The organism is Candidatus Methylomicrobium oryzae (genome assembly GCF_016745425.1).
Classification (GTDB): domain Bacteria; phylum Pseudomonadota; class Gammaproteobacteria; order Methylococcales; family Methylomonadaceae; genus Methylomicrobium; species Methylomicrobium oryzae.
The window spans coordinates 69,261-82,997 of sequence record NZ_JAERVK010000014.1; the positions used below are offsets into that span (position 1 = coordinate 69,261).

The following is a 13,737-nucleotide window of genomic DNA, read 5'->3' on the forward strand; positions in this document are numbered from 1 at the left end:
ATTTGGATGATAATAGAGCGGATGGACAGTGGAAAATTCATTCCACCACAGCCTGTAAGACATGAACAAGAAACTGTAAAATCCGGAAAAAGCATTCGGCTCACTCTCTTCATGAAACGAAATTGATCGATGACTAGTTTGTTTTTGATCGTCCTTGCCCATGTTACGGTAACGGTCGTGGTTATGCTGTTATGGTTGGCGCGTACTTATACGAAACTGAAGGGCGAATTGCAGGTATTGCAAAATATTGTTCAAAAAAACGATCAATATTTAGCCGGCTTGAGTTCGTCCGCATTGGCGGCGGATAGCCGGCTGGCGTTTATCGATGAGCAATTGAAAGGGTTATCGGCAAAGCTTTCGGCTTTTCAGCAAAATGAGCAATCGGCAAATCCCTATAACGCCATCATTCAGAAAATTCGCCATGGCGCGAGTGTGGAAGAGCTGATGCGCGATTGTAGCTTGTGCAGGGACGAAGCCGTATTACTGATGCGCCTGCACGGATCAGGGCCGGGCTGAAGTTATTCTGTGTTCGGAACGAAGGAAGTTTTTGTCAGACTCAGAAGAGTTCTATATTGTCCGACTCGTTTTCCTGGAAGGCGGTCTTTGCGGCAATTGCTTCATCGACCGATTTGCCTTGAAGAATAGCGTCAAACATCACTTTTTCGGATTCCATTGTAAATCTGGATCTTATCTCTCCTTGAAGCTCTCGCCATGCATCAGGATTATAGAGGCGTTCCGGACTTCCAACAAGATGGGACAATCCTCTTAAGTTTGATGTGACATGATACAGGCACTGCTGCATGCGGTCGTAAAACTGAAACGCAACGATGGCTGCTTGAATCTTTTCCTGAGTCTTCGAACAGCAAGCTAAAGCCTGTTCCCTCTCATTGGAATCCACAAGGGCCAAAAGATGCTGGTTCATCGCCTGCATACTTTCTACAATTTCGGTAAACGAGTCGGTCAGTGTATCGACTGCCAAGTCGCTTTCCTGCATGATCACGTCTACCTGCGCGGCTGACAATGTCAACAATTTGACGGTTTCTCGGACCTGGCTCCAATCAAGATCGGGTTTTTTCGAATCGGAATGAGTCAATTATTTCACCATGCAAGAATAAACTGCCAAATAAGGGTTACAAAATCGCCAAAATTTTTTTCGATCGGTGAAAAACATTAGACATTTTCATATTCCGAGCTAAAAATGAGGTGTCTAATTCTACATAAGAAATGTAGTGCCGGCAAATTACACAGGATAAGCAGGATAGTGTCCTCTCAATAAAAATCGTGAGTGCCCGGAAGGCCGGAAGAAGGCGTTTATTCCGGACTTAATCTTTTGGATTTGAGAAGCCGTTATCATTATCTGGATGTGAAAGATGCCGGGAAGGCATTTTACCCATGCCAATTTATCCGTTTTTGCTATTATTATAGAGTGCGAGCAGGGAAGGAAATGCTTTAAAAGCTTGATTGGCTTGAGTCGCTTGGCGTTTTTGAGGTCTTTTTTCTTCCTTTTAGTCAAAATAGTGCTTAGCTGATTTCCTATTGATTTTGCCTAATTTTGTTGAGCACGTGGAAATTTATAGCTCTTGTTTTTTGGAACAACGATGGACTTAACGAACGAATTACTTCAGAACAAAATCTTGGTTGTCGATGACGCCTTATCTATGCGCAGCATGACCAAAGCAGTTTTACGAGATGCTGGTTTTGCACACGTTTTTGATGTGCCCGATGGAGAAGAAGCGCTCAAATTGATGAAAAGGATAAAAGTTAATCTGGTAGTTTGTGATTGGAACATGCCGGGAATGAGCGGCCTGGATTTGTTCAAAGCTGTAAAGGCAGAGCCTAAATTGTCAGGTACGCCTTTTATTATGCTCACTTCGTCGTCAGAAGGCAGCAAAGTCAAAGAAGCTATCGAGGCAGGCATAACGGCTTATATTATAAAACCTTATAAACCTGCTGATTTAATAAAGAAAATTGGCACTATGCTATCGTGATTATGTAAGCCTGAACCCCTGATAATTCATTTCATTGAAGTTATTGGGGATGGGCCGATCAAAAAAATATACAAGGCTCCTTCGTTAACTCCGCATACCCCCGTTTGACAGAGGAGCCTGTCTATGTCTCTGAGAGCTGCAGCCGCTTTGCTCCCCAACAAGAGTCGACTTCTACCATGCTTGGAAAGGTGAGTTCCGCCCGCGGGATTCGGTTTTCGGGATGGATTTTACGGTTCATCGGGTCAGGCGAGCGAACCGGAGCTCAATGCTGCCCCGACGGATGACAGAAAATTCAGTTCAAAAATTCCCTCCTCCCTACATTTATTCGTTCCAAGTAATCACTTCCTTCCAAAATGTGCTTTACTTCTTGTTTTTAGGTTTCAGTAAAGACTCTCCTCGCTTGCTGCTAATGGGCTATTAAAAATAGATGCTCATCAAGTCATATTCATTAAAGTCATAATGTCTTCCTTTCAGACACTCCTTCTCAACTATTTACATCTCAATCAAACAATAATTTTTTTTCAGGTTCCCGCCTTCAGTCACTTCTTCCCCCGATATCATCCTTTTGCAAGTCTGAGGTGAACTATGCGCGGATTCCATTTAGCCTGTCTTAAACGATTCAGCCTGATCCATGTTGTATACATGGGGCTATTATCCCTGATTATCGCTCCTGTTATGGCGGATAGGCCTTCGGAGGAAGATTTAACCGGTCTTTCGATGGAGCAGTTGCTCAACGTCGAGGTCATCAACGCATCCCGTTTAGGACAGAAAGAGAATATGGCGCCTACCTCCATTTCCGTCGTGACGGCCAAGGACATTCATACCTTCGGTTGGCGCACGTTGGGTGATGCGCTCAACGGCATGCGCGGTTTATTTTATACGAACGACCGGAACTACAACTATCTGGGCGTCCGCGGGTTCATTCATACGGGCGATTACAATTCGAGAGTTTTGTTGATGATCGACGGCAAACGGATGAATGAGAACATTTACGACGGAGCATATATCGGGCAGGAATTCGTACTCGATATGGATTTGGTGGAGCGTATCGAATTCATACCGGGCTCCGGCGCGAGCATTTACGGAGCTAACGCATATACCGGCATGATCAACGTGGTCACTAAGAATGCTCAGGCGATCGACGGAGCGCAATTGGCGGGTGAAATCGGTACTTTCAATGCTTATAAGGGGCGCGCGACTGTAAGCAAGGTTTGGCAGAATGGTACCGAAGGGTTATTGTCGGCATCGCACTACGACAGCAGCGGTCCTGAGAATCTCTATTTCAGGGAATTCGATACTCCGTCGGCCAATAACGGCATTGCGCACAATATGGATGGCGAGCGCGCCGACCGTTTATTCGGCAAGCTTAAATACGGAAATCTTACCCTTTCGGGCGGCTATGTCGATCGCTATAAGCGGGTACCGACCGCAGCTTTCGGCACAATTTTTAACGATCCCGGTTTTTATACCGATGACGCTCAATTCTACACCGACCTCATCTATCAAAATAAGCTGACGGATGATTCTACGCTGCTGCTCCGCGGATTTTATCAGGGCTATGACTATCGATCCGATTTGCCCTATGCCGGAGGCCGGCGCATCGTCAATCGCGATCTAGTCAGCGGGCGCTGGGGCGGCGGTGAGGCACAATTCACCACGACCGCGATCGATCGCCATCGGCTGATGATGGGGCTCGAGTATCAATACGACCAAAAGCAGCATCAAGCCAATTTCGATAAAGATCCTTACGTACTTTATTTCGACAGTGACGGAAGCGGTCACAGAGTCGAGCTTTATGTTCAGGATGAGTTTGCAATACGCGATGACTTACTTTTTAACGTGGGTTTGCGGCTGGATTATCATCACATGGTCAACAGCATGCAGCTCAATCCGAGATTGGGCCTCATATGGAATCCGCTGGACTCAACCACCGTCAAGATTCTGTACAGTACCACCTTTCGCGCTCCCAATGCGTATGAAAGCGATCTAGATGCCTTTGGTATAGTGGCAAATCCGAATTTGAAGGAAGAGCGGATCAGGACGTATGAAGGCATTCTGGAATGGCGGGACGGCTATGGCCTGAAAGTTCTCGGTAATTTTTTCTATAACGAAATGACGCAGGTCTTGGAGACGGAACCGGTTAATGCGGAAGCGATGTCGTTCTTTAACAACGGCGCCTATACGACCTACGGTTTCGAGCTTGAATCTGAAAAACGCTGGGACGGCGGACGGCTATTGAAGGCCTCATACACCTATAATTTAATGACGGATGAAGCGCGTGGCGGGCACTGGGCAGTTGCGTCTCCGCAAAATCTGTTCAAGCTTCATTACGCCGAGCCTTTGTTCGGCGACAAAGCGATGCTTGGCATAGAAAATATTTTTGTCGATCAGCGTAAAACCCTCCAGGGCGGCATGGCTGAACCGTATTATCTGGTTAATGTCAACCTCAGTTCGGACAGGTTGATACCGAATTTGGACCTTTCCTTTGGCGTTTATAACCTGTTGGACAACCATTATCAAATGGTGGGCGGTGACGGCTCCGATAACGATTTAAGGCAAGACATCCTAAGAATGAACGGTCGCGAATTTCGGTTCAAAGCTGTCCTTGAGTTTTAAGATGCGGTTCCTTTCTTCAGTGGGCTGGCTTCAAGTTTTCTTCGATCGAAAAGGGCATAAGCGTGTGCTTGTGTGCTTATTATCGTGTTCAGAGGCCAGACAGGCTTTACCGACAATATGCCTAAGCCTGAGTATCCTGTTGACAATTATTCTGTTAATCTCTCCCGCTCAGGCCCGTGCTGAATCGGGCAGTGCCGAAGCAGTAAAAGTGGCTTTTCTCTTCAACGTTTTAAGATTTATCGAATGGCCGGGGCAAAACGATCAGGCTGCTTTCAATCTGTGCACCTCCGCAAAGGATGCTTTGGGGGACAAACTTTTGGTGTTAAAGAATAAAAGCATTGACGGCAAGCCGATTAATTTGCTTCGCGGAGTAAGTATGGACGTTCTAAAAACCTGCCATTTGGTATTCGTGGGAAAGGACGAGGCGCTGACGATAGCTCACGAACTCAGAGGATTTCCAGTGCTGACCGTCGGTGATCATAAAGATTTCGTTAGAGAAGGCGGTATGATTGGTTTGTTGTTGGACGGGAATCGTCTGAAATTTGAAGTCAATCTGCAGGCTGCGAAAGAATCCCGCATCCGTATTTTTGCTACGTTGCTGAAGTTGGCCAAGACCATTGTGGGGGCAAGCTGATAATGCATATGAACAATCAGGCATTGAGTGATTTGCCTATCACCAAGAAATTGCAGCGCCTGCAAGCGCTGACGGTCGGTTTGGCGTTGGTGCTTATCTTATTCATCAGCAGCCTTACGCAGGTATGGCAAGTGCGCCGGGATAACATACGTGAAGCTGTCTCGATAGGGGAAGTGATCGGTTTTAACGCAGCCGCTGCGCTATTGTTTAACGATGCCGAATCCGGCAAGGATATTCTTGCCTCCTTGCGCGGCCGCTCCGAGATTATGGCGGCGCAGCTATATGACGCCCAAGGGGCGGTGTTTGCAGACTATACATCGACGGATCATAAAGGAGCGGCCTTTCCATCGACGCTGAAACAAGCTGAAGACGAATTGCTCAAACGGGATTATCAGTTCATGAATCAGGTCTTGCTTCATCCCGTGATTCACCACAAAGACAGGATTGGGACTCTTCGTCTGGTAATCGACTTAAAAACCATGTGGGAAAATGCGCTAAGCAATATCATCCGGATTTCTCTGGTGATAATGCTGGCTTATCTGATATCGGCGTTTTACGGGCGGCGTTTATCTAGACGAATCGCTGCGCCCTTGATTCGCTTGTCGAAATTGGCGACCCAGGTTTCCAGCGAAAAAAATTATAGCGTGCGTGCGACAGAAACGGGCAAAGATGAAATAGGGCAGCTCGTTCAAAGCTTTAACCGGATGATCGAGCAAGTTCAGGAGCGTGATAAGGATTTGGAAAATCAGCGCGGGTGGCTGGAACATGAAGTGGAACTCAGGACCGCTGATTTGCGCCAAGCAATGGAAGCGGCGCAGGCCGCCAGCATAGCCAAGTCGCAGTTTCTGGCGACGATGAGCCATGAAATCCGTACGCCGATGAACGGGGTTTTGGGCATGACCGAGTTGCTCATGAATACGGAGCTAAACGAGCGCCAAAGCCAGTTGGCCGAAAAGGCGTATCGGTCCGCCAAGTCACTCCTAGGCATTATCAACAATATTTTGGATTTTTCCAAAATTGAGGCCGGTAAACTTCAACTGATGCCGATCGATTTTGACGTGCGTGCCCTGCTGGAAGAAACCGTCGAATTATTTGCCGAACAGGCTTATCGGAAGGGGGTGGAGCTGATTCTGAATATTCCCTTCGACTTTAACCTCGTAGCCTATAGCGATCCGGAAAGATTACGGCAAGTATTGGTCAATCTTGTCGGCAATGCCGTCAAATTTACCGATGCGGGAGAGGTGCAGCTAAGATTGAGTCCCCTGAAGGACGCCGCCGATGCCGCTGAAAGCGTCAATTTATTGTTCGAAATCATCGATACGGGGCCCGGTATTGCGCTTGAAACGCAAAGTCATATTTTTGAAAGCTTTACTCAGCAGGACGGCACCATTACCCGGCGCTATGGCGGTACCGGGTTGGGATTGACCATCTCCAAGCAGCTGGTCGATTTAATGGGAGGCCAGCTCATGCTACAAAGTATGCCCGGACAGGGGGCGCGCTTTTATTTTTCGCTGCAATTGCCTTTATCGCCCCTGAAGGCAATCCCTAAAGCCGATATCATTGCGCTGAAGGGAATTCATGTCCTGATTGTCGATGATAACGCGACTAATCGCCAGATATTGGAAGGGCAGCTAATACAATGGGGAGCCAATGTAACCAGCGTCGATAGCGGGCCTAAGGCGCTTAAACTTTTGCATGATGCCCGCCATCGGAATATTCAGTACCGGTTGGCGCTCCTGGACTGGCATATGCCCAATATGGATGGTTTGTCTTTAGCGAGAGCGATTCAGGCCTCTCCGTTTATTTCTAAGTTGCCCTTGATCATGCTGAGTTCTGAAAGCATGAGTTTTGAACAGGATGGAAGCGATTTTTTCGGCATCAGTTATTTTCTGAACAAGCCCGTCTTTCAGAACAAACTGTTGGATTGCCTTTTGGAACTGTTGGCGAAAAAACCTGATTCCAAGGCGGAATCGGAGGCTCACGTAATAAAATCGCCGCCGTTCAACGCGCTGATTCTGCTCGCGGAAGACAATTTGGTCAATCAAGAAGTCACAAAAGGTTTTCTAGACTCAATCGGCTGCAGCACGGTGATTTCGAATAACGGCTTGGAAGCGATGGAAGCAGCTATTCACAGAGATTACGATTTGATCCTGATGGATTGCCATATGCCCGAATTAGACGGATTTGCCGCTACCCGTAAAATACGTGAGCATGAAGCGTCAAAGTGTAAAAAACGGACGCCTATTGTTGCGTTGACCGCCGATGTCCAAAAAGGAATAGAGGATCAATGCCGAAATGCGGGCATGGACGATTACCTGAGTAAACCTTTCGATCTTACGCAACTGAAAAACGTGCTCGAGATATGGTTGACGAATGCTAAAGAAAAACGGGACAGGATCAAGGCGGAAGGCGCAAATGAACAACAGATTTTCGCAAGGGAGATATTGGACTGCGATACCGTGGCAAGCCTGAAATCGGTCAAGGATAATCACGGGGTGAGCCTGTTCGAGAAAGCGGCCGCTATTTATTTGCAGACCGCGCCGGATTGCGCTGAAAAAATCCACGCGTCGGTAAGCCGTCGGAATACGGATGAAATAGGCAAGCTGGTCCACTGCTTAAAATCGTCCAGCGCCAATTTGGGTGCAAAAACTCTGGCCGCTCAATGCCAGGCTCTGGAAACGGCGGGAAGAAATGGTGACTTGAGCAGGTTAGAAAGTCTTTATAGTGATTTTGCAAGCCATTTTATTCAGGTTCGACATGCACTAAAACTGGAGTTGGAGCGTGTCCAGTATGAAACAAGGATGGGCGAGGCGGCATTTCCCGAGCAGTTAAGCCGAAAAATTGAGCTTAGTGTCACCATATTGGTGGTGGACGATGATGCAACATTTCGTTTGATTACTGCCGAGACTTTAATAAGCCTGGGTTACCGGGTAATCGAAGCGAAAAACGGAAATACGGCTTTGCAAAAAGTCAAAATCACGCAGCCTGATTTAATTATTCTGGACGCTCTGATGGATGACATGGATGGTTTTGAAACCTGCAAAGCCCTTCGAGCCTTGCCCGCATTGGCGGATGTGCCGATCATCATGTCGACGGGGCTGAACGATATTGAGTCGATCAATAAGGCTTATTCGGCCGGTGCGTCGGATTTCATTCTTAAACCGGTAAATTACACCCTGTTGCAATACCATATCCAGTTCTTGCTGCGTACGAGCCGGGATACGTCCGAGCTCAGAGGCATCAAACAGCAGCTTTCAGCAGCGCAGAAAATTGCCCGACTGGGTTACTGGATCTGGTATGTGGAACAGAATAAATTTGTTGTTTCACCTTATTTGGCTGAGCTTTGCGTCATTGACTTGCATTCATTCGATGAAACCCTCGACGGCTTTCTGACTTTAGTCGCTCCCGAAGACTGTCTCAAGGTTGAAGATGTCATTTATACGGCGCTGGAGGGCGAGGACACGGACTATGTGGAATACAGACTGCAAACCGGCGGAGAATCGTATCTTGCCGTCCGCCAGGAAACAGTACTGATGCCGGGCTGTTCGGAAAAAGTATTGACCGGCACTGTACAGGATGTTTCAAGGCAGAAGGAAACCGAAAGAATAATTCATCAGTTAGCCTATTACGACGAGTTGACTGGGCTTGCCAGCCGCGCTTTCTATCATGAGCGCATCGACCAGATTATTAAATGCGCAAAACGCGGGCACGAGCAGTTCGCTTTTTTGTATTTGGACATCGACGAATTCAAATATGTGAACGACAGTTTCGGGCATAACGTAGGTGATCAATTCCTGAAAGCGATTGCGCAACGGATTAAATCCGTGATCAGGGATGTCGATTTTGCCGCCCGTCTCGGCGGTGACGAATTCTGTATCATCGTTGACAACATTACGAACGACTTTCCGGCGACCGAAGTCGCCGAGCGCTGTTTAATCGAGATCAACCGGCCGTTGCTGTTGGGTTCGCATCATTTGAAACCGCGTGTCAGTATAGGGATTGCGACGTATCCGCAGGATGGAAAAAATGAGCATGACTTAATGAAAGCCGCTGACGCCGCGATGTACTCGGCGAAAAACTCCGGTAAACAACGTTATGCTTACTACCGTCCCGAGATGACGGCACTGGCCTTAAAACGCTTGCAGGACGAACACCTTTTACGCGAGGCCATTGAAAAGGACCAGTTCGTTTTATTCTACCAGCCGCAGGTCAATTCAATTACGGGCACGATAACCGGTGTCGAAGCCTTGCTGCGATGGCTGCATCCGCACCGCGGCTTTGTGGGGCCGGCTGAATTCATTACGCTGGCCGAGAATCTGGGGTTGATCAAGAAGCTCGGAACCTGGGTCATCGAAACCGCCTGCGCACAGATTGTGCAATGGCATCGGCAGGGTATGCCGCTCCTGCAGGTGGCCGTCAATATTTCGCCGCTGCATTTTCGAGATTCTCAACTCATCGAAACGGTCAGCGATATCTTGAGCAAAGCGGGCGTGGCTCCTGAATATTTGGTATTGGAAGTGACGGAAAGCGTGATGCAAACTCAAGGCGACTTAGAGATATTCGCGCACTTGAAAAAACTCGGCGTCAAGATTGCCATTGACGATTTCGGTACCGGTTATTCCTCCCTTGCTTCGCTCAAAAAACTGCCTATCGACTGTTTGAAAATCGACAAGACTTTCGTACAGGATTTATTATACGATCCTCTAACGCCGGTTATTTTGGACGCCATTATTAGTATAACCTCTGCCATGGGCTACGATTTGGTAGCCGAAGGGGTTGAAACCGCAGAGCAATTAGCAGTATTGCAGGAAAAAGGCTGTGAAATTATCCAGGGATATTTGTTCAGCAGACCGGTTCCGGCCGGAGAGCTGCCGAATTTGTTCGCTAAACATTTAAAATTATCAGGCGAAAGGAAGCTAGCGGAGTTTTAAAGCTGCGGATGAGCGTCAAATCTCGCTTAGAAAAAGCCGGAATCATACTGTGGTGTTGTTGATTTCCGTTTATTGAGCCTTGAACGGCATTAACAAATTTTATGCCAATAATTTGCCTTCGGCTTAGGTTCGGTTAGGGATTCTTATCGCTGGAGAACACTTGATTGAAGCGGAAGAGAGGTCAGCATGGCGCTGTAACTGTCTATAGCGCTTACAGCGGAGGCGTTCTCCTTTGATTTGCAAAATTATTACCTTGTTGCGTCATAGCGGAATTCCATTCCTAGATTCTTAATCCAGGGGAATTCCATTTCCCGGCGAGTCACCTTGTCTACTCGCTGATGTTATCTAGCTTGTAAAGCTTCCGCCTCGGCTGTCTACTTTCCTTTTCAATTCGCAAAATCCAACAAAAAAATTTTTTTTACTATACTTTCAGGAAACGATTGACGTTTCGCTGCTATTGGCCCGATTTTGCTTTAAGTACAACAATGGAGAAAACAATGGCAAGTATTCTTGCAGTTGACGATTCAGCCTCTATGAGAAAAATGGTCGCCTTTACTCTTAAAGGTGCTGGCTATGAAGTCGAAGAGGCTGTAGATGGGGTTGATGCATTGACAAAAGCCCAAATCAAGAAATTTGATTGCATCGTCACCGATGTCAATATGCCGAATAAGGACGGTATTGCCCTCATCAGAGATTTGAGATCATTGCCCGATTATAAATACATACCCATGCTGATGCTGACGACAGAGTCCGGGATTGAAAAAAAACAAGAAGGCAAGGCTGCCGGAGCTACGGGATGGATCGTTAAACCTTTTGATCCGGAACAGCTATTAAGAACATTAAAAAAGGTTCTTGGCTAATTTATAGTCAAAGTAATGACTCAAATTCTCGTATTACAAAGGTAAGCCTATGTCTATCGATATGTCTCAATTCCATCAGGTCTTTTTTGAAGAATGCTTCGAAGGATTGGATGCGATGGAGTCCGGGTTATTAAACCTTGATACTGGAGATATAGATGCGGAAATGATTAATACCATTTTCCGGGGGGCGCATTCGATTAAGGGAGGAAGCGGCACTTTCGGGTTTCACGATGTGGCTGATTTTACCCATGTGATGGAAACCTTACTTGATGAGATGCGCGATGGGCGAAGGAAAGTGACGCAACCCGCGGTCGATGTTTTGCTAGGTTCGGTGGATTGTCTGAGAACCATGCTGACTTCAATTCAGGAAGGGGAAAGCGTAGATCAGGCTGCGGTAGAAAAATATAAACACGCCTTGGAAGTTCAGCTGAGCGGCGCGGCGGGGGGAGCTCCGGCTCCTGAACAACCTTCTTCCCGGACTGAGCCCGAAAAGGCGGACGATGAGGTTGTCGCGTCCGAAGCCTACGAAATGCCGGAGCAAGGCTGGAAGATAGCCTTTTGCCCTTACCTCGATCTGCTTAAGACCGGAAACGATCCGGTGAGGATGTTCCGCGAGCTCGCCGAGTTGGGCGACTATTCCGTATCCGTCAATGCGCGGGATGTGCCGGGGCTTTTTGAGCTGGACCCGGAGGAGTGCAATCTTTCCTGGACATTACAGATAAAAGGCGACATTTCTCTTCAGGAAGTCAATGAGGTATTTTCCTGGGTTGAAGGGGACTGCGAACTCGACATTCAGCCTTTAACAAAGCCTGGCAAAACAGTTCCGGCAGTAAAAAAAATCGAGCCGGAGCCGATTCTGCCTGAAACCGGCGCAGCGAAAACAGAATTGGACGAAACCGAAGCAAAAACCGGGACGGGCAATCCGGAAAGCATCAAACAGAGCATCCCCCAACCCGATAATGATCAAACTAAATCTCCTAAATCTTCCGGCTCCAATTCAATCCGTGTCGATACCGCAAAAATTGATGCCTTGATCGATTTGGTGGGCGAAGTCGTCATAACGCAATCCATGCTGGGCCTGATCAGTGAGAATTTTACCATGGATCAGCTGGAGCAGTTGAAAAGAGGGCTTTCACAGCTCGAACGCCATACCCGGGACATGCAGCAAAGCGTCATGAACATACGGATGCTGCCCATTAGTTTTGTATTTAGCCGATTCCCCCGGCTGGTCCATGATATCAGTGCCAAGTTAGGCAAAAAAATTGAGTTGAAATTAGTGGGGGAAAACACCGAGGTGGATAAGGCCGTCGTTGAATTAATCAATGACCCTTTGGTGCATTTAATCAGGAACAGCCTGGATCACGGCATAGAAATGCCTGCGGACCGGCTGGCTGAAGGCAAGCCCGAAACCGGTACGATAGAACTGAATGCCTATCATCGGGGCGGCCATATCGTTATCGAGATTATTGATGACGGAAGGGGACTGGATAGAAATAAGTTGATCGCCAAGGCTGTCGAGAAAGGGTTAATTGCTGAAAATAGCCTGTTGAGCGACAAACAGGCTTTTGAATTGATCTTCATGCCGGGTTTTTCAACGGCGGAAAGTATTACCGATATTTCCGGCCGCGGTGTCGGCATGGATGTCGTAAGAAAGAACATCCAGGCTTTGGGAGGGAATATCGAAATCATTTCCCAACTTGGAAAAGGTACGACGATTTCCATTCATCTGCCGCTGACTTTGGCTATTATTGACGGTCAGTCCGTTGCCGTCGGCGATGAAATCTATATTGTGCCTTTGGTTTCAATTATCGAATCAATCAATGTCACCGAAAAAATGCTTAATAAGATAGCCGGCAAAGGCGAAGCATTCAAACTGCGGAATCAATACATTCCGATCATACGGATGCACGAGGTATTCAATGTTCCGCCCAAAGACAAGTCTAAGCCATCCGAGGGGGTAATTGTTGTGGTAGAAAGGCAAGGAGCGTTGTGCGGCTTGTTTGTCGACGAATTACTGGGACCGCAACAGGTAGTCGTTAAATCATTGGAAGCGAATTATCGAAGAGTGGAAGGTATTTCAGGCGCTACCATTCTTGGCGACGGTTCGGTCGCTTTAATTCTTGACGTTCCGGGTTTGGTAAGGTATTCCAATCGTCAGACGCAGCTGTCTTCGGCGGCATAGCGAGAGCGAATATGGCACAAGAGATAAAAAATAGTTCGGACCAGAACCGTTATCATAAGGAAATCGATGCGGTCCAATATTTGAGTTTTACGATGGAAAATGAAGAATACGGGGTCGATATTCTTCGGGTCCAGGAAATTCGCAGTTGGGAGCCGGTTTCCCGAGTGCCCAATGTTCCTTATTATGAAAAAGGTGTGGTTAATTTGCGAGGATCCATCGTACCGATTATCGACTTGAGAGAGCGATTCGATTTGAAGTTTTCCGACTACACCCCGTTGACCGTTGTCGTTGTACTACAAACCCGAGACGGTAATAGAACAAGGACCATGGGGGTAGTGGTTGATGCCGTATCGGATGTTATTACCATAGACAAAAACAAGATTCAGAAAGCGCCTGATTTTGGTTCGAAAGTCAGTAATGAATTCATCGCCGGCCTGACATCAGTCAACGAGCGTATGGTGATTCTGTTGGATGTGGATAAACTACTCAAACTGGAAGAATTGGAAAATCATAATAATTAGCAGCC

General features: G+C 47.3%; 9 protein-coding genes. 8 read left to right on the top strand and 1 reads right to left on the bottom strand.

What is annotated here, in order from left to right; all coding sequences use genetic code 11:
• The first annotated feature begins 129 nt into the window (after window positions 1-129).
• Window positions 130-516 (top strand): DUF2802 domain-containing protein, encoded by a 387-nt coding sequence (locus tag JJL52_RS15775; RefSeq protein ID WP_202053442.1) that lies wholly within the window; start codon window positions 130-132, stop codon window positions 514-516.
• Window positions 517-556: 40 nt separating this feature from the next.
• On the opposite strand, the gene JJL52_RS15780 is transcribed toward JJL52_RS15775, so the two are convergent.
• On the bottom strand, window positions 557-1,093 hold the full coding sequence (locus JJL52_RS15780; protein WP_202053443.1) for a hypothetical protein: 537 nt from the start codon (window positions 1,091-1,093) through the stop codon (window positions 557-559).
• Window positions 1,094-1,598: 505 nt separating this feature from the next.
• On the opposite strand from JJL52_RS15780, the gene JJL52_RS15785 reads away from it, so the two are divergent.
• The 7 genes from JJL52_RS15785 (at window position 1,599) to JJL52_RS15815 (ending at window position 13,732) form a co-directional block, all read left to right on the top strand.
• Complete coding sequence (locus JJL52_RS15785) at window positions 1,599-1,988, top strand: response regulator (protein WP_202053444.1); 390 nt, start codon at window positions 1,599-1,601, stop codon at window positions 1,986-1,988.
• 585 nt (window positions 1,989-2,573) lie between these two features.
• Window positions 2,574-4,604: a TonB-dependent receptor plug domain-containing protein gene (locus JJL52_RS15790; RefSeq protein ID WP_236994298.1), complete on the top strand. Its 2,031-nt coding sequence runs from the start codon at window positions 2,574-2,576 to the stop codon at window positions 4,602-4,604.
• Between the two features lie 139 nt (window positions 4,605-4,743).
• On the top strand, window positions 4,744-5,238 hold the full coding sequence (locus tag JJL52_RS15795) for a YfiR family protein (RefSeq protein ID WP_236994299.1): 495 nt from the start codon (window positions 4,744-4,746) through the stop codon (window positions 5,236-5,238).
• A gap of 8 nt (window positions 5,239-5,246) precedes the next feature.
• The gene (locus tag JJL52_RS15800) at window positions 5,247-10,169 is read left to right on the top strand and encodes an EAL domain-containing protein (RefSeq protein ID WP_236994300.1); all 4,923 of its coding nucleotides are present in this window, start codon (window positions 5,247-5,249) and stop codon (window positions 10,167-10,169) included.
• Between the two features lie 497 nt (window positions 10,170-10,666).
• Entirely contained in the window at window positions 10,667-11,029 is a 363-nt protein-coding gene (locus JJL52_RS15805; RefSeq protein ID WP_005371426.1) for a response regulator, read from the top strand.
• Between the two features lie 49 nt (window positions 11,030-11,078).
• Complete coding sequence (locus JJL52_RS15810) at window positions 11,079-13,211, top strand: chemotaxis protein CheA (protein WP_202053446.1); 2,133 nt, start codon at window positions 11,079-11,081, stop codon at window positions 13,209-13,211.
• 11 nt (window positions 13,212-13,222) lie between these two features.
• Window positions 13,223-13,732, top strand: coding sequence for a chemotaxis protein CheW (locus tag JJL52_RS15815; RefSeq protein ID WP_202053447.1), 510 nt, complete (start codon window positions 13,223-13,225; stop codon window positions 13,730-13,732).
• Window positions 13,733-13,737: the final 5 nt, after the last annotated feature.

Excerpts from the sequence above, each read along its gene's own strand:
- JJL52_RS15775 (WP_202053442.1), top strand. The coding sequence starts at position 130 with ATGACTAGTTTGTTTTTGATCGTCCTTGCCCATGTTACGGTAACGGTC.
- JJL52_RS15815 (WP_202053447.1), top strand. The coding sequence starts at position 13,223 with ATGGCACAAGAGATAAAAAATAGTTCGGACCAGAACCGTTATCATAAG.
- JJL52_RS15800 (WP_236994300.1), top strand. The coding sequence starts at position 5,247 with ATGAACAATCAGGCATTGAGTGATTTGCCTATCACCAAGAAATTGCAG.
- JJL52_RS15810 (WP_202053446.1), top strand. The coding sequence starts at position 11,079 with ATGTCTATCGATATGTCTCAATTCCATCAGGTCTTTTTTGAAGAATGC.
- JJL52_RS15790 (WP_236994298.1), top strand. The coding sequence starts at position 2,574 with ATGCGCGGATTCCATTTAGCCTGTCTTAAACGATTCAGCCTGATCCAT.
- JJL52_RS15805 (WP_005371426.1), top strand. The coding sequence starts at position 10,667 with ATGGCAAGTATTCTTGCAGTTGACGATTCAGCCTCTATGAGAAAAATG.
- JJL52_RS15785 (WP_202053444.1), top strand. The coding sequence starts at position 1,599 with ATGGACTTAACGAACGAATTACTTCAGAACAAAATCTTGGTTGTCGAT.